This is a genomic window from Helicobacter pylori SA221C, from assembly GCF_000476855.1.
Taxonomy (GTDB): Bacteria; Campylobacterota; Campylobacteria; order Campylobacterales; family Helicobacteraceae; genus Helicobacter; species Helicobacter pylori_DK.
The window spans coordinates 35,314-57,715 of record NZ_CBPT010000006.1 but is presented as its reverse complement, the minus strand read 5'-3'; the positions used below and the strand labels follow the sequence as shown (position 1 = coordinate 57,715).

Genomic DNA, 22,402 nt, shown 5'->3' with positions numbered 1-22,402 from the left:
TTTTGCGATCAATAATCAAAAAGCTTGCGAAAAGCCAAGCGGTAATCTCTTAAAAGGCGCTTAAAAATTTCTTTTTAATCCCTAATTTAGTGGTTTTAGATTGTTTTGAAACCAACAACCCACTCAAGGCGTTTTCAAATAAATTTTCATTTTTTGGTTGTCTAAAATGAGTGTGTCCTTACCCTTAGTTACCGTAAAATTACCCTTAAAATTCTCCATAAATTCCAATTCAAACGCCATTAAATGCTCATCTTTACACACTTTTCTTGAAATCCCGCTATCTTCAATCCCAATGTGCCTATCGCCTTGCCATACATAGCTAGCAAAATACCGGTTGCAATAGCCTTTCCCATAAATACGATTTTCTTTTTGATCAAACACAAACTCTCCCATAGAACTTTTGGGCTTTGGTTTCTTTTTAAAAAGCTCATACCAGTGTTTTCTTTTTTCTTTTTGCTCCTGCTCTTTGGCTTCAATCGCTGTTTTATCTTCAGGCAAAGCGGTATTTAGAGAGGAATCTTGCTCTTCTTCATGCTCTCTAAAAGCGCTATCAGCGAGCATGGTTTCAATGTCATAGACTTGATGGTTCATTTCTACTTTTTGGATATGCCAATCGTTACTAGAAAGTTTTTTATCAAACATTTTTAAAAAAAAACACCCTGAAAAGACACAAGCCGTTAAAACGCTTGCTCCAGCCAATCGTAAATTCAAACAATTCCTCCTTATTTTTTTAACGGGCTTACGCTTTGCGCTTCAATGGCTTTTTTAATCAAAGAAATCGCTTCTTGCATCGCTTGCGTGCTGACATGTTGGAGAGATTGTATCGCGCTTTCTTGAAAATCTTGATTGCCATTTTTACTCGTTTTGGTTGTTTTATTTTCCAAGCTAGAAATATTTTCATGCTTAATGATCACTCCAGAATGCGAATCGCCTTTCACGCTAATATCATAGCCTAGCGCGAATTCCGCCCTATAGGTAGAATTTTCTTTTTCTAAAAGAGAAAACGATAAAATCGTAAAACGAACCGCATAAGTGGGTGCACCTGCGCCATAAGGGGGCAAAGCCACGCCTAAGCATGCTTTTTGCGCTTCTTGCATGAACATGGTTTTTAACATGTTGCGAGGCAAGTCTATCCATTTTTGGTGCTTCCCATGCGTGATCTGCCCATCTTGGGCTTTAAACACGATCTCTTTAGTGTTGAATAAATCCGCGCTCAAAATGCTAATGAGTCTCACTTCAGTCAAAGGTTTAGGGCATTGCGTGATTTCAAAAGAACTCGCATTCAAATCATAAGTTCTGATTTCTGGCAGCATTTGTTTTAAATTGATGCTCAAGCAACCCTGAAGCAACAACGCTAATGCTGATGAGAGTGAAAAGATTTTTATCGCCGTAGCTCTCATGATTATTTCCTTTCTCCAAAAATCGTTTTATAGGGGTTAGCGTCAAATTTATCTATCAAAGCAGAGCCTTTTTCCACAAAATTATCAATGTTTCTTAAGCTCAACTGTGCTTGCATGATTAAGGGAGTAAACATCGCTTTAAAGTCGTATTGCCCCTGTTTTAGGCGTTTATCCACATCTAAAGCCACATTATTGACATTAGAAACAAGGTTGTTAGCGTTGCTGATTAGCGAATCAAATTGAGTCTTTCTTGAATCCAAGTTAGCGATGAGATCATCCACTGAAGCGAGAATGTGCTTGAATTTTTCCACATTTTCATCGTCTAAAATCCTATTCACATTCCTAATCGCTTTCATCACTTCTTGCACCACTTGATTAGCATCGCCGCTCAAGCGATCCATAAGCCCTTCTTTAAAGATTAAAATCCGCTCCCCCTTATCGCCACTACCATAAAATTCTTCATTGTGGCTTTGCTCTAAGGCTAAAAATTTTAACCCCATAAACCCTCTAGAAGAAACCGCTACTTTAGAGTCTTTACGGATCTTAACGCTGGATTTGATCATCAAATCCAAACGGACCACCCCCACTTTATCCTTTGCAAAACCCACTTTGATGACATTACCCACTTGAATCCCTTTGTAATTAATGGGCGAGTTGGTCGCAATGCCTCCCAAGTCTTTGTCCGTATAGACCACATATTCATAATACTTCCCGTCATCTAATCCCAAATGGCCTAGCCATAAAATAAAGCCTACCATGCACACTAAGCATAAAAAGAAGAGCCCGCCGATTAAAGTGTAATTCACATGCCTTTCCAAAATTTCTCTCCTCGTGTTGAATTGAATAAATTGCCTTCATCTAGCCCTTGAGTTTGAGCCTTTTTAATAAAATCTTTTAAATCCCCATTAAATTCTAATAGCCCGTCTTTGAGCATGATAAATCGATCCACGCAATCATGCACGGAGTCTAAATCATGTGTGATCATCACCACCGTAAGCTGTAAGCTCTCTTTGAGCGTCATGATGAGTTCGTCAAATTTGCCCGCACTATAAGGATCTAGCCCACTTGTTGGCTCATCTAAAAATAAGATCTCCGGATTAGTCGCCATAGCCCTAGCTATACCCACGCGCTTTTTCATCCCCCCGCTCAATTCATAGGGGTAAAGGTGGTAAGCCCTAGGGGGCAAACCCACTTTTTCAATCCACATTTTAGAAATTTCTTCAACAATTTTTTTAGAATAAGCGCCGTATTGCTCTAGCATCACGCCCACATTTTCTAAAACCGTTAAAGAGCTATAGAGTGCCCCAAACTGGAAGCAAATGCCGCAACGGTTAAAAATCTTTTGCTGCTCTCCTTCTTTGAGTTTCCATATATCTTCCCCAAAAAGCAACACTTCCCCCTTTGTAGGGCGATTGAGCAAGATCATGCACCTTAAAAGCGTGCTTTTACCGCTCCCTGAACCCCCTAAAATCGCCATCACTTCGCCCTTATGCACGCTAAAACTCACGCCCCTATGGATAATGGTGCTTCCAAAAGCGCTATGGAGATCCTTCACTTCAATTAAGATTTGGTTGTTAGTAGCGTTCATTATATGTTCAACTTAGAAAAGATAATAGAAAAAATAGCGTCTAAGAAAATGATCCAAAATAACGCGTTCACGACACTAATGGTGGTCAAGCGCCCAATGCTCTCAGTATCCCCCTTGACTTCAAAACCGCGCATGCACCCCACCATCGCAATCGCAAACCCCCAAAAAGGGGCTTTGACAATCCCTACCAAAAAATGATTCCAACCCACTGTGTCATGCAGTCTGTCTATATAGCTTGGAAAGCCTAGATCCAATTGGTATTTAATCGCAAACATGCCCCCAAGAATGGCGAACGCATCAGCGATAAACACCAATAAAGGCAAAACAATCACTAAGGCTAACACCCTAGGCAACACTAAAAATTCAAAAGGGTTAAAGCCCATGGTTTTCATCGCATCCAATTCTTCAGTGATCTTCATCACCCCAATTTGCGCGGTAAAACTGCTCGCGCTCCTCCCGGCCACCACAAGGGTTAAAATGAAAGGGCCGATTTCTCTTAGAGCGAGTTTGGCCGTCATTTCCACCGACATCAAAGGCGCGCCCAAGTCTTGTAGTTGTAAAGCCCCTTGCAAAGCAACGGCAAACCCCACGATAAACACCGTTAAAATACTCACCGGCAAAACCTTAAACCCGGATTCATTAATATGATAGAGCAAAGGAGTGATGCAAAAGCGTTTGGGGTTGAAAACGCTTTTAATGAAGTAAAATAAAATCATGCCGCAAAAATTGAATGCGTTTAAAAAGGTGTTATAAGTCTCTACAAGACTCTTACCCAATTTAGTGATCATGAGTTCGTATTTTTTGCCCGCTTTTTTAGATTCCAAATCGTCTTCTTTTTCAAGCCAGTCTTTAACCACTTTCAAAGCGCAAGCGTTATTCTCACTCACATTACACAATTCAATGTTTAAAGAACGCTCCTTGATGAGATCAAATAAAAACATGCCAAAAACAAAATCTATTTTTTGACACCCTGAAAAATCCATTTTTAAAGACCCTTGATGATCTAGTAAATTTTTTTTCAACTCATCTAAACGAAACACGCTCGTTCTAAAATCCCAATCCCCTCTTAAAATCAGCACAGAGTTAGCCCCATCTTTACGCATCTCTAAAAATTTTTGTTTCTCTGTCTTCATTAAAATACATTCTCTCTTAGATTAGGTAAAATCTATTAACAAAATTTTGTTTGTTAAAACGACTATTTTAACACAATGATAAACCAAAAAGTTAAACAATGCTCTATTCAATAAAGGATTAATTATTTTTAAAATGTTTAAAAAAATCATTTTTTTGTGCGTTTTTTTGATAGGGGGATTTGTCATTCCACCCCTTGATGCCATGCCTATTTTGCGCAATAAAACCCCCAAAAAAAATTACCAAGAAGCCCATGAAAAGCTCTATAGAAGCATCATTAACCGCCAAAAGCTCACACGTAAAAAAAGCGGGTGGTATTTTTTAGGGGGGGTTGGCGCTGTAGAAGCCATTAAGGACTATCAAGGCAAGGAAATGAAAGATTGGATCGCCACGCTCAATTTAAAAACCGGCGTGCAAAGTTTTTTTAAAAAATACATCGGGATCAGGGGGGTTTTTGCATGGGATCTTGGGTCAGGAAAAGTGAATTATCAAAGCTATAAAGATCCTACCAACTCTTTTTTTACCATGCTTGCGGTGGGTTTGGATGTGATTATGGAATTTCCTCTAGGGAGTTATAAGCATTATTTAGGGGCGTTTGGGGGAGCTAGGGGGGCTTTAGTCGTTTATACAGACAAGCAAAATTTCAAGTTTTTTAAACATTCTGTGGTTTCAGGGGGATTAGCGATTAGTGGAGGGGTCATGCTCACGCTTTTTTTAAGGCACCGCATTGAATTAGGGTTTAAGATCTTGCCCACCGCCAGATTGCTTTCTAGCTCTAGTCGCTTTGAAACTTCGCCCCTATTTTATGCGGCATACAGCTATAAATTTTAACCTTTTAGCCAACTTCAAAAATCCAATCTTTGGGGGCTTCTTGTTCGCCTTGCTGGATGGATAAAAGCAAATCATAAAGTTGTTTAGTAATATGGCCCGGTGCTTCAAAAAAATAAGACTTGTTGTTGTGCGTGATTTCTTTAATGGGCGTAATGATTGCGGCTGTCCCGCATGCTCCGGCTTCTTTAAACGCACCCAACTCATCAATTAAAATCTCCCTCTCTTCTACTTTTAATTTCAAGTATTCTTTAGCCAAAACCATCAAGCTTTTTCTGGTAATGCTTGGCAGAATGCTTGGCGAATGCGGGGTGATAAAGGCACTATCATGCGTGATGCCAAAAAAATTCGCCGCCCCCACTTCTTCAATTTTAGTGTGCGTGGTGGGGTCTAAATAAATGCAATCATCATAGCCTTGCTCTGTGGCCATTTTGTGGGCTAACAGGCTTGCGGCATAATTCCCCCCCACTTTCACCCCACCGGTGCCTTTAGGTGCGGCTCTATCAAACGCTGTAGTGATAAACCTAGCCCCCCCTTTTTCTATACCCCCCCTTAAAATATGCCCCCACCGGCGCGCAAAACACGATAAAAAGGTATTCATTGGCCGGCTTTACCCCCAAATTATCCCCCACGCCTATGACAAAAGGGCGCAAATACAAACTCGCCCCGCTTTTGTAAGGAGCGAGCCATTTTTGATTCGCTTTGACTACTTCAGCGCATGCCCTTAAAAACAGCTCTTCGCTCACTTTGGGCATGAGCAGTCTTTCGCATGAAGTTTGCAAGCGTTTGGCGTTTTCTAAAGGGCGAAAAAGTAAAGCTTTTCCGTTTTGAGAGCGGTAAGCTTTCAAGCCTTCAAAACAAGCCTGCCCGTAGTGTAAGACCGGCGAGCCTTCACTGAGCTGCAACACATTTTCGCTAACCAATTCGCCTTGCGACCAAGAGCCGTTTTTATAACTAGCGATGAAGCGAAAATCCGTTTTAATATAGCTAAAGCCTAAATTTTTCCAATCTAAATTTTCTAAATTTGCCATTTTCACACCTTTAAATGGATAGTTTCAAGTGTGATTGTATCTAAAAAGGGGTTAAAAATCCCTCAAGTAACTGATCTGAAACGCATAAACTCTACGCACATCAGCCTGTAAGGTGTATCCCTTTTCGTTGGTAAGAGAGAAAAGCTGGTGCGTGATCGTAGGCACTTTAATCCCTAATTCTAGGCTATTGTGTTTAGCGATATGGGTGCGGATCCCAAACTTCCATAAAAACTGGAAATTCGCCGGGCTGTAACTGGAACCGCTGTGGTGCTTTACATAATTAGCGATTTCTTTACTGATGCTCGTTGCCCAACTATCCCCAGCCAATTGAATCCCCACCACAAAACCAAAAACCATGTTTTCTTTATTCACAAAATTCCACAGCGTATCCAACCCTACACCATAAGTGAACAAATTGATATAGTATTGCCCCTGATAGGAATCCCTTTCGGTTAAAGTCGTCCCTCCAAAACTAAAGCTATTGTAAATAAACCCGCTCTCGCCCACCGGAATACCCTTTTTCATCACGCCAAAGCGGTTGTGCGCGTAGTCAAAAAACCCATAATAACGCGCACCAAACCATTTTTTCTTACCAAAAAATTGCTTATAGCCCACTTCAAAACCCGCTCCTGCATAAGGCGGGAATTTTATCAAAGGCTTTTGCAAGCCGTTGTCATTCACCATTTTAGTCTGATTTTGTATCATGCTCACCTGGTAATTGACTCCCACAAAAGCCGCGCTCTCTTCAGCGTTCGCTAAAACACCCAAAGCCCCTAATAATATAATTCTTTTCAACATTCAGTCTTTTCCCTTTATTTTTTGATAATCGCTCTATATTATATTAGCTTAAAATGGCTAAGTATTACTTATAAAGAAATAATAATATATTTTTTCTTAAACTCAATTAAAAAACTAACCTTTTAGTTCATTCCAACGATTCGCCACAAACGCGCTCGTTTCTAACGGCACCCTCAAAGGATACACTTCATCATTGAGAATGCGTTGGATTTCTTGCTGCAACTCTGGGGCGTTTTTTTCTTCAATCTCAAAAATCAATTCGTCATGCACTTGCAAAAGCAGCCTCACTGAAGGGTTATTTTTGAAACGCTCGCTCACTTTGAGCATGCCTAATTTCAATAAATCACTCGCGCTCCCTTGAAAAATCGCATTCACGCCCTCTCGCAAATAATTGCCCTTAACATAGTCATTTGCGCCGGTAAAATCAAACACCCGATAACGCCCAAGCAAAGTGAAGGCTTTAGAAGTTTTTAAAATCTCTTCTTTCATGCGGTTTAAATAATCTTTGATGCTAGGGAATCGTTTGAAATACGCTTCTATGTAGCTTTTAGCCTCATTTAAAGAGATGTTTAAAGTTTCGCTCAATTTCTTACTCCCCATGCCATACACCAGCCCAAAATTAATGCTTTTAGCGATGGATCGTTTTTCTTTGGCCAAATCTTCCCCAAACAACGCCTTAGAAGTTTCTAAATGGATGTCTCGCCCCTTTAAAAACGCATCCATTAAATCCTTATCCTGGCTAAAATGGGCTAACAAGCGCAATTCAATCTGCGAATAATCCACCCCTAACAAACAATATTCTTTAGAGCTAGCGATAAAGCCCTTACGAATGAGTAAGCCTTTAGGGGATCGCACCGGGATATTTTGCAAATTAGGCGAATGCGAGCTTAAACGCCCGGTAGCTGTGCCGGTTTGGATGAAAGTGGTATGGATTTTATCGTCTTTGTCTTTTAAGCGCAATAAGGGGGTGGTATAAGTGTTAAAAAGCTTATTCAATTCTCTGTATTCTAAAATCAAAGCGATGCTTGGGTGCTTGTCTAGGATTTTTAACAAATTTTTTTCATCGGTAGAATGGCTTTTATTTTTAGGAAGCCCTAATTTTTCATACAAAATCTCGCTGAGCTGCTTAGGGGAGTTGAGGTTAAAATCCACGCCAATTAGTTCCAAAATTTGGCGCTCTAAAACATGCAATTCATTCTTAAACTCCTGCTCTAAGCGCTTGAAATAAGGCGCATCAATCTTAAAGCCTTGAAATTCCATATTAATTAAAACTTTCATAAACGGCGTTTCAATTCCACTAGCTAAAGTAAGCAAACCCTCTTCTAGCCCCCCTTTTTCAAAATATTCGCACAAACGCTTTAAAGCGCTTAATTCCCTATCCAATTGCTCTAATTTTTCCGCCTTGCTTGTTGTTTTAAAATCTTTGATTTTTTCATGCGGAATCAATTCTTCTTTTAAATATTCCTTTAAAACCTCATCAAACCCCACTTTTTCCGGATTTTTTAAAAACGCTAAAATTTGAGTGTCCTGGATGCGGATGTTTTCTAAAGACACCTGATATTTGGCTCTTAAAAAGCTCAATAAGGGTTTTAAATCATGCCCAATGATACACGCATGCTGTAACATTTGAGAAAAAGCGTTTTGCAAAAACTCTAAAGAAAAGGGCGAAAATAACGCCTCTTCTAAAGGTAAAAAATAGCCTTGATCTTGTAATAAAAACGCTAGGGCCAGAACTTTTTTTTCTTTATTTAGCACCAAACGTATAAAAACCCTTGCGTTAGGATTTTTTAATTTTTCTAAAAACATGCTCAAAGGCTCAGCACTTTCTAAAACGATCATGCGCGATTTTGTAGGGGCGTTTTCTAATGTGGGAGCGTTGTCTGAAATTAAAGGCGTAGGGGAATTTTCTAAATCCCTTAAAGTAGAAATAAAACCATATTCTTTCAATTCGTCTTTAATTTTCAATAAGGGGTTTTCGCTAGGAAAAGCGCAACTTAAAAAATCAAATTCCTTAATGCATCCTCTTTCTAAAGTGGCTAATTCTTTGCTTAAAAACGCGCTTCCTTTGTCTTGTATCAAGGCTTGATACATTTTAGGGCTGAGTAAATTTTTCGCCAAGTCTAAATTTTCATAGATTTTTTCCAAGCTCCCTAACCGCTGCAGCAATTCCTTAGCGTTCTTGCTCCCAATGCCTTTAACCCCCTTGTAATTATCGCTGCTATCCCCCACAATGCCCTGATAATCCGTGAATTGACTCGGCAAAATCCCGTATTTTTCCACGCAATCTTTCGCCAAAAACTCCGTTTTACCATCAAAAAGCGCGATTTTATCGCTCAAAAGCTGGTTAAAATCCTTATCTTTAGAATAAATGCGCGTTTTATAAGGGCTTAGCGTGGCCAGGCTTGCAATCACATCATCGGCTTCAAACCCGCTCACTTCTACGCAAACAAAACCCATTTTTTGCAACCATTCTAAGGCGATAGGGATTTGCAAAAGCATTTCTTCAGGGGCATCTTTACGATTTTGTTTGTATTCGCCTAGCTTTTCAGCTCTTTTGGTTTTAGTCTGGCTTTCTAGGGCAAACACGATAAAAGGCATGTTTTTTTTATCTTTATAAAATTTTTTAACCATGCCCACAAGCCCCGTTAAAAGCCCTGTAGGAAAGCCCTTATCGTTGGTTAAAGGCTTATTTTTAGCGCTCATGTAATAGCTTCTAAACAAATACGCAAAAGTGTCAATTAAAGCTAAAGTCCCCTCTCTAATGACTGGCTGCTCCATTATCCAACCCTCTTCAATCAAGCAAATTTTAAATTTATTGTAACACAAGCTTGACCTCATCTCTTTCAAAATAACGAGTCTTTTTGAATGGGTGTTTCTTAGCTGATAACTTCTTTTGCGGCTTGGATTTTAGCGCCGCAGTATTGAGCCACGCCTTGAATGGTTTGTTTCATTAGAGCGTTTATAAAGGTGCGCATGAAATTGAAATCAATATCCTCAAGGGTTTGAGTTTTAGCGGTGGGTTTTAGGGGTAGAGAAATTAACTCGTTTTTAACTTTATTTCAACTCGCCTTATTTTCATAACTAAATTTTAGTTTAATAGCCTTATAAATACAGGGTGTAAAAAATAATAGCGTTTCTCTTGTTGGCGTGAATTTTGGTTTTATTAAATAGGCATTATAAAGAACTCCTGTTTTAAGCAGTTGCGGATAAACATTAGCGGTTGAAACTGCTCCATCATTGACAATATCAATTGTCATTTCTGCACTTTCAAAATCACTTGATCTACCGTAATACATGATTCCATTATCACCATTTTTAGCATTGACAAGCGGTAAATCAAACTCGCTCGTTTGGACTTTTGAAATATCTTTTTGCTTATTAAAGGTTTTTTTCTTAAACTTTAAGTCTAATTTTTCAAACAAATCCCCTAGTTTGAAGTGTTGCCATGTCAAGCCGCATGGGGGTATTACCCCCCCCCCAGAATTATTGAAAACATTAAGGGCGTTTTCTTCACCGCTAGAAAGGGTGGTGTTTTCTAGCCCTGCAGCTTTTAAATAAGCCTCAAGTTCGGCGAGCCGACACTGCTCAAGTTCGGCTATGAATGTTTCCATGAAAGGAAAATCAATATCCTCAAGGGTTTGAGCGTTAGCGGTGGGTTTTAGGGGTAGAATGACTTTATCGTTTTTAATTTTTGCCCATGAACACATGTTTTCATAGCCGAATTTTTTAGGGTAATCAAAAAATAGCGTGGATAAAAACAAGCCGATTTTATGGTTGATTTCAAATTTAGGTTTGAGAGAAAATACCCTAGCATGTGTTACCATTTTGTAGGGAAAACTGCGATAAAACGCACAACCAAACATGTCAATAGTAATGGTATGGCTTTCAAAAACTTTTGCTTTTATATCGCTTTGCCCTAAAACGCCATTATTGCTAAGCCCTGCAGTGATGACAAATTCGCCCTTATGATTGATGTGGCGTTTTTGAATGTCAAAATCGCCGTTACTCGCTTCAAACAAATCCCCTAATTTGAACTCGCCCCACTTAATAGCGTTGAGTTGGCTACTAAGGGGGCCAATCACTTTGGGGGCGTTTGGTTTTTTAAAATCAAGCCCACTTCATAAGAAAGGTAATCGGCTATCGTTCTTTTAAAATCCTCTAATTTCGGTTTAGTCTCATTCTTTTGGTGGGCTTCAAAATTAAAGTCTTTAGCATGCTTGTTTTCGCACGGCTTAGCGATAAAATCTTCAATATAGATTGTTTCTAAATCGCCCCACAGCTCTTTAGAAACTTTAGCGTTTAAGCCGGCTTTGTAAATTTTAATGATTTCTTCGTAGCGTTTGGTGGGGTTAGAGGTTTCATTCAAGCCTCTTTTGGTGCGTTTGAAACCATCGTTTCTAAAGTCTATGAATTTAACAGGCTTTTCATAATCGTGTGGCTCATGAGCTTTAAAAATATAAACGCTGGTTTGCACCCCGGCTTGAGGCATGAATAAATCGGTGGGCATTTTAACGCTCGCTAAAAGCGAATGTTTTTTTAAAATTTCAACATTGGATTTTAACGCTTGCCCGCTCCCTGCGCTGTCTTGGATAATGATCGCTCCTAAAGCGCCTTTTTGCATGTGCTCTAACCCGAACTTGATAAAAGGCATGCCGTTTTCTTCGTAGCTAAAAGGAGGGTTTAATAAAAGGACATTGGGTTTAAAATCTTCATAAATCTTTTTACTGGTTTCAAAAGTGTTGCCTTTGATGATTAAACTTGATCCATCGCCTCTTAAAATCATGTTAGTGGTGGCTAGAGAGAACATTTCAGCGTTAAGCTCCACGCCTAAAAGTTGCGTGGTTTTTGCGTCTTTTATTTTTTCGTTAGCTTTAGTGGTGTTTTTGCCATAGGTTTTTTCAATGTCTTCAATCATTAGCACCATAGAAGAAATTAAAAATCCCGCGCTCCCTGTGGCTAAATCCATCACAAAAGATTTCGCATTAACCCCTAAAAGTTCGCTCATCATTTTAGTTACATAAGGCGGGGTTAAAACAATGCCCAATTCCTTACCATCCCCTAAAGCGTATTTTAAAAATTCGCTATAAAGTTCGCCCATGATGTCTAAATGACCGGTATTGTCGCTTTCATTAATGGGCTTATGGACAAATTCATAAAGAAAAGTAAAAATTTGCTTAGTGATGCTTGAATCTTTTTTTAAAAGCGTGCTTATGGCTTTATCAAGGCTCGTTTCTTTATCGCGCTGTGGGTCTTTACTGATTTCTTTAAAACTAGCGAGCATGAGATCTCGTTTTTCTTCGCTCAAGTTTTTGGTTTTCAAAAATTCGCTGATTTGGTTAAACACTAAAACGCCATCACGGCTAGTATCGGTTATTTCGCCTTTTAAATCGCTTGGTTTTAAGCCCCCTTTTTTGCCCTTAATTTCTTGCATGGATAAAAGCATGCCGCTCACGTATAGCACGCGCTGAGGCGCGGTGATGTTATGGTTATGCATAAGGCGGTTGAGTTTTTTAGCGGTTTCGTTTAGATCGGCTTTGGTTTTGATTAAGATAAAATGTTTTTCTTCTTCAGTGAGCGTGCATTCTTTATAAAAAGCGTTAAACGATTCCTGATTTTCTAAAAAATGCAGGGTTTTAGCGCTAGTGAGTTTGTGCGAATTGATCCCGCTTGCAAAAACATAATACACTTCTATCAAAAGGTTTTCTTCATCATCACCGGCTATGCCTATAGCGATACATTCTTTATATTTTTCTTTGTCTCTTAGGATATTTTGAGCGTAGTGTAAAGCCCCATTCACGGCGAATCTTGAAATGGAATTATCATCGTTTTGCAGCGCGTCGTTTTTGAGCTTTTTTAAATTTTTAGCGTAGAGTTTGTTTTCTATGATTATGGGGATAACGCTCTCTTTATTTTTAGGGTGCGTGTATTTTTCTAAGCTAAAATCTGGCTCGCCATAAGAATTTTTATCTTTAGTTTTACTCGCATTCAAAAGGGCGTTTTTAAGGCTAGGACTCATTTGGCTTTTAACATTAAAATCCTTATTTTTCATAAGCCCTAAATTGGTCAATTCTTTTTTGACATAGTCATCAACATCATCTTCTAACCGAAAAGCTTGCATGGTTTTATCCTTTTAAAAAATAAAATTATAACTCATTCATCCGCGCTGCAAAGCGCGATCGCAAAGTGGGCTTTGATGTTTAGGGTTTTAAGGTATTTTAGGGCTTCTTTTAGGGTGGTGCCGGTGGTGATAATATCATCTAATAAAAAATAATCTAAATTCTCATCGCCTTTGAAGGTGAAATTCCGTGGGTTATTGGCACGAAATTCTAAGCTTTTCCCGGCATACGAAACAGCGTTAGTCGCCCTTAAAGTCCCGTAAGTGGGCTTTAAATTGCCTTGACAAAAGCCTTTTAAAAGCGCGGCTGAATGCGAGTAAAAGGATTTGATTTTATCATCAATGGCGATGCCATAAAGGGGGGTAGTCAAGCCTTGTTCTTGCAGGATTTTCACAAATTCCGCACCGGCTTTTTGAGAAAGCAAGGGCAAAATGCGAGAGCCAATCAGCGCGTATTTGCTTTTAATGAGTTCTTCTATTTCGCTATAAGCGTAAAAACTATACACGCTCACGCCCTCTAAAACCCTTACTCTTAAGCTTAAGGGCAAATCGTTTAGGCAATTTGAGCAAAGGGGCTTAAAAGAAAGCTTCAAACAAGTTAAACAACGCATTCAATAAAAGCGGCGATTTTTTCGTGCAAGTTTTTAGCGCTTTCTTTGGCGTCTAATTCCAAAACTTCGCACCCGAATTTTTCTTTTAATAAATAAGCGTGAGCTTTGAGCTTTTGCTGGATTGTGAGTAATTTTTCTATGCCTTGGTTTTCTATTTTGTCTAAACTTTTAAGGCTTAAGCGCTGTTTTAAGCCCTCTTTATCTATCACTAAAAGAATGATTTTTTCAGGCAAGACGCTTTGAGTGGCGAGCAGGTTTAATTCTAAGCTTGAAAATTGGCTATAAGCCATGCCAGAGATCAAACTCCTGTCGCTAATGATGAGCTTTTTTTCTTTCAATGCCGGTTTTATCACGCTTTCTGTATGCTCAGCCCTGTCGCTTAAGAATAAAAACGCTCTAGCCAATTCGCTGATATTTTCATTTAAAGCGATATGCCTTAAACTCTCGCCCATTCTCGTCCCCCCTGGCTCTTTGGTAACAAGGGCGTTTTTAAACCGGTCTTTTAATAACCCTACTTGAGTGCTTTTGCCCGCGCCATCAACGCCTTCTAACACCACATACATTTTAAACCTTTGCAATAAAAGGGTGAATTTCTTTAGGCACTAAATGGCTCGCATCGCCCTTATGCGCGATAATGGATCGCACGATAGAAGAGCTGATGAAAGCGTTTTGCAAAGTGGGCATGAAATACAAGGTTTCTAATTCGTGGTTTAAGGATTTGTTCGCATAGCCCATTTGCAATTCGTATTCAAAATCGCTCACCACCCTTAAACCTCTAACTAGCACCTTGCAATGGTATTCTTTAGCCAGATTGGCTAATAGCCCTTCAAACGCCACGCATTCTACATTTTTAAAACTTTTAGTGGCCAGTTGCATCATTTTTAAACGCTCATCTAAACTAAACATGGGGTTTTTAGCGCTTGAGTGCGCCACAGCAACAATGAGCTTTTCAAACAATTCGCTGGATCGGTGGATAATGTCTATATGCCCGTTAGTGACCGGATCAAAAGTGCCTGGGTAAATGCCGATTTTTTGCATCAGTTCATTCCCCATCGCGGGTATAAGTCATTTTCTATCCCTAAGCTGTCAAACCACTTCCCCACTAAAAAATCTTGCATCGCTTCTAAAGTCTTGCTCTGGGTGTAATAAGTCATCATCGGCGGCGCAATGATTGCATCAGAATGGGCGAGTTTGAGCAAATTTTCCAACATGATAGCGCTTAAAGGCATTTCTCTAGGGGCAATGAGTAAGGGGCGCTTTTCTTTAAGCATCACAGACGCGCTCCTAGAGATCAAATCCCCCCCAAAGCCATGCGCGATTTTAGCCACCATGTCCATGCTCGCTGGAATGATCGCCATTTTATGGATACCATAGCTCCCTGAAGCGATGCTCGCATGGATGTCTTGCTCGTTGAAAAAAGTACCACTAGGCCGTAAATCTTTCATGGCGTTTTTAAGGTTGATGTTAGATTCTTCTAACGCCACGACATGCGCGTTTTTAGACGCCACGACAAAAACTTCAATTTCTTGGGGTAATTTTTCTAAAAACCGCAAGGCTAGGGGTATCCCGCTCGCTCCACTGATGCCTAAAACCAATTTCATGAATGTCCTTTATAAGATTTGCGCTTTAGAGCTGCTCAACACTTTTGCTTTTAAGATTTTATTGCTTTCTAAATTCTTGGCTTGAATGATTTGATTGAGCGCGCCATTTTCTAGGGCTTTTAGGCTTATTTCTATGCTGATTTGCCCCTCTTCATACACCCCGGTGATGATGTCGTTTTTACGCACGATGATTAAGGCTTGGGTTTTATCCATGCTTAAAAGCGTGTCAGGGGGGATAAAATGTTTCGCGCTCACTCTATCAATCGCGCCCTCTAATAAGGGGTTAGAAAGCGTGCCAAACAAAACGCGTTCTTTTTTGGTGTTGTTAGCGGTGATGTTTTCGTCTTTTTTAATCGCTCCTATGCTTTTAAAAGCCTGCATGCTGCCTATCACGCTATAACGCACCGGTAGGCGTAAATTAGGCTCATTTTCCAATTTTAAAAACACGACCCCATCTTTTTTAAGTTTATGAGAAGCGTTCAATTCATAGCTTAAAATGGAAGCGTGAGAAAAGCGCTCTGGGATTTCTAAGTTAATGGTTTCAATTTCTAATTTTAAGTCTTTGTATTCTTTGAGGTAAGTTTCTTTAATCTCTTTTTTAAGCGCGTTCAAATCTAAGGCGAAGAGCGCGTTTAAACCTATCAAAAAAAGGGTTAAAATTTTCAAAATTCGTTATCCACTTTTTCTACAAATTTTTCTGAGATTTTATCATAGACATTCCCTCCGCAATTGATTTTCAAGCACAAACCGCTCAAGCCTTTTTCCACGCCCAAAACCCTACCGGTGCCAAAAATCTTATGTTTGATCAAATCCCCCACTTTAATGGGCACGTCTTTTTGATGATTTTGTTTAGGGGCTTGATCGTTTTTGAGCAACTGGGCTTCTTCTAAAAACACAGAGGGCGAGCAAGAAATTTTCCTCCCAAAATACGAACGCTCTTTGACATAAGAAAGTTGCAATCCTTCTTTAGCCCTAGTGATTGCCACGTAAGCCAAGCGTCTTTCTTCTTCCAAATCGCTTTCTTGATTGAACCCCCTATGCGGGAAAAACCCTTCTTCTAACCCGATCACAAACACATGCTTAAACTCTAATCCCTTACTCATATGCACGCTCATGCAACTCACTTTTTGCGCGTTTTCTGTATTATGGACATCTAGCACGCTTTCATTCAAAAAATCCAGTAAAGAATGCGTGGGGTTAGTTTTAAAATGCTCTTTCAATAAGGTTAAAAGCTCTTTAACAAAGCCCTCTCTTTCTTCATAATTGTCTTCTTTTTCATAGCTTTTTAAAAGGTTAGTCTCTTCTAAAAACTGAGTGCAAAACCTCTCTACTGAAATTTCAAAAGCCTCCCTCAAACGCCCTATCATGGCCATGAATTTCTTTAAAGCGTATTCGTTTTTAGGGTTTAGTTTGTCTTTAAACGCCCCAAGTTTTAACACTTCTTCTAAATTCAAATCCTCTTTATCTAAAAGAGAAAAAATCCATTCTTGAGTGATCTTGCCAAGGCCTCTTGGGGGCTTGTTTAAAACACGCTTAATAAAAAAGCGATCGTCTTTTTTCGCCACTACATGCATGAACGCCAAAGCGTCTTTAACCTCAGCTCTTTCATAAAAACTCAGCGCCCCAATGAGCCTATAAGGGATATTCAAAGCGTTTAGGCTCTCTTCAATGCTGCGGCTAAGCCCGTTTAAGCGATACAAAATAGCGATATTTTCTAAATTCTCGCCCTTCTTTAAAAGGGCTTTGATTTGATAAGCCACATCCAGGCTCTCTTCTTTTTGCGTGGGGTATTCCTTACAAATCACGCTTTTATGCGAGCCTTTGAAACTTTGAAGCGTTTTAATATGGCGGTGTTGGTTGTGGCTGATAAGGGAGTTAGCGCACGCTAAGATTTCAGCGCTGGAGCGGTAGTTGGTCTCTAATTTCACTATTTTAGCCCCTTTAAAATGCTTGGAAAAATTTAAAATATTAGAAATATCGGCCCCCCTAAACCCATAAATGCTCTGATCGTCATCGCCCACCACGCACAAATTATGATGCGTGCAGCTCAATTGTTTTAAAAATTCTAATTGCAAGGCGTTCGTGTCTTGATACTCATCTACCATGATGTAATGGTAGCGCTCGCTAGTTTCTTTGGCAAGTTTTTCATTATCTTGTAAAATCTTAAGGCTTAAACAAAGCAAATCGTCAAAATCCACTAAATTGTCTTTTTTGAGCGCGTTTTGATAAAGCTCATACGCTTTATGACATTCGCTATCTTGCATGCTCAAATCCATCATGCCGTTTTTGATTTGAGAAATACTGGCTCTAAAGTTTGAAATTTTGAGCTGTTTGCACAGCGTTTTGACTTCATCGCTATCTAGCACCGAAAAATCGCACGCTCTTTTTAAAAGATTCATGTGTTGCCTTAAAAACAGCAAACCAAAACGATGGAAAGTGCAAAGCAAGGGGGGGATAAGGGCTTGGTTTTTCAACAATTTCAAAGCCCTTTCTTGCATTTCTTTACTCGCTTTATTGGTGAAAGTGAGCGTTAAAGTGTTCTCACTAGGCACGCCACAAGCACCAATCAAATACGCTAAACGGCTCGTTAAAGTCTTAGTCTTACCGCTCCCAGCTCCCGCTAAAATGAGCAAAGGCCCTTGAATGTGGCTTGCGGCGATTTTTTGCGCTCCGTTTAAATTGTCTAAAATGCTTTTTTCAAAACCCATTATTCTAAAAACTCGCCCTTTTCTTCTTGGTTCAAACGCTCTTTTAAAAGGTTAGTATCAATTTCAAAATCAAAATAAGGCGAAGAAAAATCAGAGGTTTTAATGGCTAAAAAATGGTTTAGCGCTGATTTCAAGTCCCCTTTTCTTTGATACAACAACCCTAAAGCGTAACGGATATTTTCATTATTAGGATCGTCTAATTTCCCAAGCTCTAGCCATAAAGCGGCGTTATTGTAATTCTTTTGCGCAATATAGGTTAAACCCGCTAGGATTTTTAAACGCACCTCATTGTCCTTAAGATCGCTAATTAAGTTTTGATACAACGTGCTCGCTTTTTCATACTGGCCTTGAAACAAGCTCACTAGCGCTAAATTTTCTAACCAATCGTTAGGGGATTCGCCCTCTTCTAAACTGGCGATTTTTTGCTCTAATAATTTTTCTTGATGATCCAAATCATTGACCATAAATCCCATGTAAGTGTAGAAATGACGCCCTAAAATGGGCCCTTGCATGGTTTGATCCCAACTGATTTTATGCGAATCTAAAAGGGTGTAAATGCTTAAAGTGTGCCGGATGCTCGCATCATAATACGAGACGATTTCATAAAAGATGTTAGAGATGAGATCTTTAGGGAGCATTTTTTTTAAATTCCCAAAAGATTGCACCATCAATTTTTTATCCTTGCTCTCTTTAGCGAACACCGCTTCTAGCGCGTAATAAAAGGGGAGCTTTTTAGGGGCGTTTTTAAGCCAGTCCATATCCCAATTGGTGCGGTAATTCAAATAAGCGATGAGCGAAGAGAGTAAAGCTTTTTGCGTGGGGCTAGAAAAATCCTGACTATAAAAATTCTCGGTGATTTCTCTTAAAAACTCCGTGGTGTCTTCGTGGGTGAAATGCGAGGCTAAAATTGCAAAAATCGCGCTCAAATAATCCGCAGAATTCAAATGGAAAGCCCTTAAAAAATGGAAATAGGCTTTGTGGTAATTTTCTAATTGCGCATAAATTAAGCCTGTATTATAATGGAGGAGCGCGTTATTGGGGCTGTTTTTTAAAGACAAATCAAAAAAAGAAAGGGCTTTTTTTAAGCGCTTGTTTTCTAACGCTTTCAACCCTTTGAGCGCGTTTTTATCCGCTATCGCCATCAAACGCCCCCTTTTAAAAGCAAGGCTTGCCCCCTCTAAATCCTTTTGCACATCAGAGTCTAAAAGAAACAGCCCCTCTTCAATCACGCCTAAGGTTTCTTTAGAGTCTAAAACCTTAAAAGGAGCGTAATAAAAGAGCAAGCGGTAGATAAAATCCCTTTTACCTTCAAAATATTGCGTGTTCCAAAAACGCTCTTTGGCCCTTTCTTTATCCAAAAAAACAGGGTTTATAGTGGGCTTAATGGGGTAAAAAGAGTTGGCTAATAGCGTGTCTTCTTGCGTGTGGCTGGCTAGTTTTAAGGCTTCGCTCGCTTTAAGGGTATCGCCCATTTTCAAACTCACCAATTCCAAAGCCATTAAAGCGTTTAAATCTTTAGGGTAGTTGTGCAAATAATGCTGCAAATGCTCCAAAGCCTGCTTGTAATGGCCCAAACGCGCCTGCAAAAGCCCTAAAGCAAGCTCATCTTGGGCGTTTGCGCTTTTTTGTAATTGCTTGTAAGCGTTCGTTTCATCTTTAAACATCAAAAACAATTTAGACGCTAAGCGCGCGTTAGGTTTTAAAAAGGCGTTGGAATTAGGGTGCATTAAAGGCGAAAGGGCTTCAAAATACTCCCCGGCGTAATAGGATTTGAGCGCGTAAGCGTAGGAATAAAAAGACTTTTTGTAGTCTTTATACAAAGTGTCTCTCGCAATTTTTAGATAATGATAATACAAATCCGCATCTTGCAAATGATAAGCGCTCACTAACGCATCAATCGCGCTCACGCTCGCGTTTTCTTTAGAAGCGATGCTAGAATCAAACAAATCCAACGCCCCGTTAAAATCCTTTTCCTTAAACTTAATCACCCCTAAATTATGGCTCGCAATCCCTTGCGAAAAAGAAGCGGCCTTGTCAAACAGGTGTAAGGCTTCATCTTTTTGCCCTTGCTCATACAAAAGGCTCGCTTTTTTCATGATCGCATCCACTTGATTCTCATCGTTTCTTTTCAAAGAGTCTTTGCCGATTAAATCAGGTAAGTCTAAATTCTCTATTTGCCCCTCGGCTTGTGTGTTGTTAGCGTTGTTGGTGTTATTAGGCGTTTCGTTATTAGTGGTGGCGGTATTAGTTTGTAAAGAAGTTTGTTTATTTTCTTTTTTATGCCCTAGTAACAAACTCAAAGCCACAATGAGCGCAATGAGTGAAAGCAATATTCCAAGCGCGATATAAAGCTTTTTTTTATTGTGTAAAATCTGTTTAAAAAACTCTTTAGAACTTTTGATTTTATTAATCGTCTGCTCCAAAGCCTGCTTCAAAGAGGGGATTTTAGAATGAATGCCCTTTAAAGGGGTTTCTTTTTCGTTTTTATTTTCGCCCCCTTTTTCTTCTAATGAATTTTGCTCTTCATTCAGCACAAACTAGCCTTAAAGGTATTTTTCTAACGCCTTAGGAATATGGATGCTCCCATCCTCTTGCTGGTGGTTTTCCATTAAAGCGACCATCGTCCTGCCTACCGCTAAAGAAGAGCCGTTTAAGGTGTGCGCTAATTGGTTTTTTTGATTTTCTTTGAAGCGGATTTTGGCGCGCCTGGCTTGAAAGTCCCTCGTGTTAGAAACGGAGCTGATTTCTCTGTAGCAATTTTGCCCGGGCAACCACACTTCAATATCTATCGTGTTGCTCGCACTAAAGCCTAAATCCCCACTGCACAATTGCACGAACCGGTGCGGTAATTCCAAAGCCCTTAAAATTTCGCTCGCGCTCTCTAGCATATGCTCTTGCATGACATCGCTTTCTTTAGGGTGCGTGATAGCCACAAGCTCTACTTTATCAAACTGGTGCTGTCTTATCATCCCCCTTGTGTCCTTGCCCGCGCTCCCTGCTTCGCTCCTGAAACAAGGCGTGTGCGCGGTCATTTTAATGGGGAGGTTTTCAACGCTAATAATGGTGTCGTTGTATAGATTGGTGAGCGTTATCTCAGCGGTGGGGATCAGATACAAATTTTCATTTTCTATTTTGAAAACATCTTCTTTGAATTTGGGTAATTGCCCAGTCCCAAAAAGCATTTTTTCATTCACTAACGCCGGCGTGTAGATGATTTCAAAGCCATTTTTTTCATTAAAATCCAACATCAAATGAATGAGCGCGCGATAAATTTTAGCCCCAAAACCCCTGATGACCGAAAAACGGCTTTTGGCGAGTTTCACGCCGCTTTCAAAATCAATCCAGCCATTTTGTTGAGCGAGTTCAAAATGCTCTTTGGGTTTGAAAGTGAAAACCCTTGGGGTTAAGATTTTTTTAATCTCTATATTGTCTTCTTCATTCGCGCCTAAAGGGGTTTTTTCATCCACCAGATTGGGGATTATGGAAAGCTTCAAATCAATTTGTTGCTCCAATTTACCCACGCTTTTAGAAAGCTCATTCAATTTGATTTTATTGTTTTCTAGCTCTTTTTTGAGATCGCTTGTATCCACTTTTTGAGCCATTTTGATGCCAAATTCTTTAGAAACCTTGTTTTGAAAGGCTTGCAAGCCTTCCAATTCAATGAGTTGTTTTTTATAATGCGTGATGACTTCGTGCAAACGCTCCAACCCATCATCCATCGCATTATTACGCTTTTTTAAAGAAAGAGCCACCTTATCAAAATCTTGCAATAAAAGTTTTCTATCAATCATTCAACCCTCTTTAATCGTTCTAAAATGCCACAATTTAGCCCATTCATCAATTTCATTTTTATCCATTTGAGCGCTCAAAGCCCCCATTTTACCCTCTAAAGAATCTTCAATAGCGCCATTAGGCAAGGCCACAAAACTATCCCCATAAAATTTCCACAAAAATTCGTTTTTTTGATCTTCTTCTACAATGATTTGGCGATACGCTCCGATCCTATTAGCCCTAACCACCACGCAAGAAGTGCAAAAAGCGCGCATCTGGCACAAAAGCCGCCACCTTTCATTGGATTCAAAAGTGGCCGCACTGCTTAAAAGCACCACATCCACGCCCTGATTTTTAGCCTGAACCCATATTTCATCAAAATGCGCTTCAAAGCCAAACAAAGGAGCGATTTTTAAGCCGTCTCTTTCAAACACGAGCAATTCTTTAAAACCGCTCTTTTCATTGTCAAAAAAGCTCTCTTCGTCCCAGTGAGGATAGGGGATTAAGCGTTGTTGCGTGTAATATTTCACGCTTTCTTTAGAAATGAGGGCGATTTTTTTATAGATTTTAGAATCTTCTTCTAAAAGCACCGGGGCTGAAACGATCAAATCTAATTCTTCGCATTTTTGAGACAAAAACTCTATCGCTCGCACAGACTGATCGCTGATTTCATTCACATCCAATTCCATGTTATGGTGGAAAAAGGGGTTGATCACATACTCAGGCAGCACGATTACGCTTTGCTTGGGTATGGAGTTGAATAAGGATTGCATGAGGGTTTCTTTAAAAGATTCTAATTGCAAAGCAAACACTCGCATGC

Annotated in this window: 19 protein-coding genes and 1 pseudogene; 1 reads left to right on the top strand and 19 read right to left on the bottom strand. The window is 39.7% G+C overall.

What is annotated here, in order from left to right; all coding sequences use genetic code 11:
* Positions 1-123: 123 nt before the first annotated feature.
* The 5 genes from QU01_RS04405 to QU01_RS04385 are packed head-to-tail and all read right to left on the bottom strand — an operon-like array spanning position 124 to position 4,121.
* On the bottom strand, positions 124-711 hold the full coding sequence (locus QU01_RS04405; protein ID WP_001053525.1) for an META domain-containing protein: 588 nt from the start codon (positions 709-711) through the stop codon (positions 124-126).
* Positions 712-722: 11 nt separating this feature from the next.
* A complete protein-coding gene (locus QU01_RS04400) occupies positions 723-1,400 on the bottom strand; it encodes a hypothetical protein (protein WP_001202842.1) in 678 nt (225 codons plus the stop codon).
* 2 nt (positions 1,401-1,402) lie between these two features.
* Entirely contained in the window at positions 1,403-2,218 is an 816-nt protein-coding gene (locus QU01_RS04395; RefSeq protein ID WP_000439508.1) for an MlaD family protein, read from the bottom strand.
* A complete protein-coding gene (locus QU01_RS04390) occupies positions 2,203-2,988 on the bottom strand; it encodes an ABC transporter ATP-binding protein (RefSeq protein ID WP_033762430.1) in 786 nt (261 codons plus the stop codon). Before QU01_RS04390 ends, QU01_RS04395 begins: the two co-directional genes overlap by 16 nt.
* The gene (locus tag QU01_RS04385; RefSeq protein WP_000845812.1) at positions 2,988-4,121 is read right to left on the bottom strand and encodes an ABC transporter permease; all 1,134 of its coding nucleotides are present in this window, start codon (positions 4,119-4,121) and stop codon (positions 2,988-2,990) included. The genes QU01_RS04390 and QU01_RS04385 overlap by 1 nt, the downstream gene beginning before the upstream one ends.
* Positions 4,122-4,254: 133 nt before the next feature.
* Between QU01_RS04385 and QU01_RS04380 the strand changes: the two genes are divergently transcribed.
* Positions 4,255-4,950: an outer membrane protein gene (locus QU01_RS04380; RefSeq protein WP_000473441.1), complete on the top strand. Its 696-nt coding sequence runs from the start codon at positions 4,255-4,257 to the stop codon at positions 4,948-4,950.
* Positions 4,951-4,954: 4 nt separating this feature from the next.
* On the opposite strand, the pseudogene ilvE reads toward QU01_RS04380, so the two are convergent.
* The 14 genes and pseudogenes from ilvE to QU01_RS04310 all read right to left on the bottom strand — a co-directional run bounded on the left by ilvE (position 4,955) and on the right by QU01_RS04310 (position 22,400).
* Positions 4,955-5,978, bottom strand: a pseudogene (ilvE, locus tag QU01_RS04375) (branched-chain-amino-acid transaminase).
* A gap of 51 nt (positions 5,979-6,029) precedes the next feature.
* Positions 6,030-6,776, bottom strand: coding sequence for an outer membrane protein (locus QU01_RS04370; protein WP_033762436.1), 747 nt, complete (start codon positions 6,774-6,776; stop codon positions 6,030-6,032).
* 114 nt (positions 6,777-6,890) lie between these two features.
* Complete coding sequence (gene polA, locus QU01_RS04365) at positions 6,891-9,554, bottom strand: DNA polymerase I (RefSeq protein ID WP_033762508.1); 2,664 nt, start codon at positions 9,552-9,554, stop codon at positions 6,891-6,893.
* A 281-nt stretch (positions 9,555-9,835) separates the two neighbouring features.
* A complete protein-coding gene (locus QU01_RS04360; protein ID WP_411326680.1) occupies positions 9,836-10,858 on the bottom strand; it encodes a restriction endonuclease subunit S in 1,023 nt (340 codons plus the stop codon).
* Positions 10,855-12,894 carry an HsdM family class I SAM-dependent methyltransferase gene (locus QU01_RS04355; protein ID WP_033762438.1) on the bottom strand — a complete coding sequence of 680 codons (2,040 nt, stop codon included), beginning with the start codon at positions 12,892-12,894 and terminating at the stop codon, positions 10,855-10,857. Before QU01_RS04355 ends, QU01_RS04360 begins: the two co-directional genes overlap by 4 nt.
* A 32-nt stretch (positions 12,895-12,926) precedes the next feature.
* Positions 12,927-13,502, bottom strand: a complete 576-nt coding sequence (locus QU01_RS04350; protein WP_033762440.1) for a ComF family protein — start codon at positions 13,500-13,502, stop codon at positions 12,927-12,929.
* The gene (gene tmk, locus QU01_RS04345; RefSeq protein WP_033762443.1) at positions 13,490-14,065 is read right to left on the bottom strand and encodes a dTMP kinase; all 576 of its coding nucleotides are present in this window, start codon (positions 14,063-14,065) and stop codon (positions 13,490-13,492) included. The genes QU01_RS04350 and tmk overlap by 13 nt, the downstream gene beginning before the upstream one ends.
* A 1-nt stretch (position 14,066) precedes the next feature.
* On the bottom strand, positions 14,067-14,540 hold the full coding sequence (gene coaD / locus QU01_RS04340; protein ID WP_033762445.1) for a pantetheine-phosphate adenylyltransferase: 474 nt from the start codon (positions 14,538-14,540) through the stop codon (positions 14,067-14,069).
* Entirely contained in the window at positions 14,540-15,103 is a 564-nt protein-coding gene (locus QU01_RS04335) for a UbiX family flavin prenyltransferase (RefSeq protein ID WP_033762448.1), read from the bottom strand. Before QU01_RS04335 ends, coaD begins: the two co-directional genes overlap by 1 nt.
* 9 nt (positions 15,104-15,112) lie before the next feature.
* Positions 15,113-15,769 carry a flagellar basal body P-ring formation chaperone FlgA gene (gene flgA, locus QU01_RS04330; RefSeq protein WP_033762451.1) on the bottom strand — a complete coding sequence of 219 codons (657 nt, stop codon included), beginning with the start codon at positions 15,767-15,769 and terminating at the stop codon, positions 15,113-15,115.
* Positions 15,766-17,811, bottom strand: coding sequence for a DNA helicase UvrD (gene uvrD, locus QU01_RS04325; RefSeq protein ID WP_033762452.1), 2,046 nt, complete (start codon positions 17,809-17,811; stop codon positions 15,766-15,768). The genes flgA and uvrD overlap by 4 nt, the downstream gene beginning before the upstream one ends.
* Positions 17,811-20,345: a tetratricopeptide repeat protein gene (locus QU01_RS04320; RefSeq protein ID WP_033762453.1), complete on the bottom strand. Its 2,535-nt coding sequence runs from the start codon at positions 20,343-20,345 to the stop codon at positions 17,811-17,813. Before QU01_RS04320 ends, uvrD begins: the two co-directional genes overlap by 1 nt.
* Positions 20,346-20,354: 9 nt before the next feature.
* Positions 20,355-21,602 carry a serine--tRNA ligase gene (gene serS / locus QU01_RS04315; RefSeq protein WP_033762455.1) on the bottom strand — a complete coding sequence of 416 codons (1,248 nt, stop codon included), beginning with the start codon at positions 21,600-21,602 and terminating at the stop codon, positions 20,355-20,357.
* Positions 21,603-22,400 carry a carbon-nitrogen hydrolase family protein gene (locus QU01_RS04310; RefSeq protein WP_080248359.1) on the bottom strand — a complete coding sequence of 266 codons (798 nt, stop codon included), beginning with the start codon at positions 22,398-22,400 and terminating at the stop codon, positions 21,603-21,605.
* Positions 22,401-22,402: the final 2 nt, after the last annotated feature.

Coding starts and splice junctions, on each gene's coding strand:
- QU01_RS04400 (WP_001202842.1), bottom strand. CDS start 1,400: ATGAGAGCTACGGCGATAAAAATCTTTTCACTCTCATCAGCATTAGCG.
- QU01_RS04390 (WP_033762430.1), bottom strand. CDS start 2,988: ATGAACGCTACTAACAACCAAATCTTAATTGAAGTGAAGGATCTCCAT.
- QU01_RS04385 (WP_000845812.1), bottom strand. CDS start 4,121: ATGAAGACAGAGAAACAAAAATTTTTAGAGATGCGTAAAGATGGGGCT.
- QU01_RS04380 (WP_000473441.1), top strand. CDS start 4,255: ATGTTTAAAAAAATCATTTTTTTGTGCGTTTTTTTGATAGGGGGATTT.
- QU01_RS04370 (WP_033762436.1), bottom strand. CDS start 6,776: ATGTTGAAAAGAATTATATTATTAGGGGCTTTGGGTGTTTTAGCGAAC.
- polA (WP_033762508.1), bottom strand. CDS start 9,554: ATGGAGCAGCCAGTCATTAGAGAGGGGACTTTAGCTTTAATTGACACT.
- QU01_RS04355 (WP_033762438.1), bottom strand. CDS start 12,894: ATGCAAGCTTTTCGGTTAGAAGATGATGTTGATGACTATGTCAAAAAA.
- QU01_RS04350 (WP_033762440.1), bottom strand. CDS start 13,502: ATGCGTTGTTTAACTTGTTTGAAGCTTTCTTTTAAGCCCCTTTGCTCA.
- tmk (WP_033762443.1), bottom strand. CDS start 14,065: ATGTATGTGGTGTTAGAAGGCGTTGATGGCGCGGGCAAAAGCACTCAA.
- coaD (WP_033762445.1), bottom strand. CDS start 14,540: ATGCAAAAAATCGGCATTTACCCAGGCACTTTTGATCCGGTCACTAAC.
- QU01_RS04335 (WP_033762448.1), bottom strand. CDS start 15,103: ATGAAATTGGTTTTAGGCATCAGTGGAGCGAGCGGGATACCCCTAGCC.
- uvrD (WP_033762452.1), bottom strand. CDS start 17,811: ATGGGTTTTGAAAAAAGCATTTTAGACAATTTAAACGGAGCGCAAAAA.
- serS (WP_033762455.1), bottom strand. CDS start 21,602: ATGATTGATAGAAAACTTTTATTGCAAGATTTTGATAAGGTGGCTCTT.
- QU01_RS04310 (WP_080248359.1), bottom strand. CDS start 22,400: ATGCGAGTGTTTGCTTTGCAATTAGAATCTTTTAAAGAAACCCTCATG.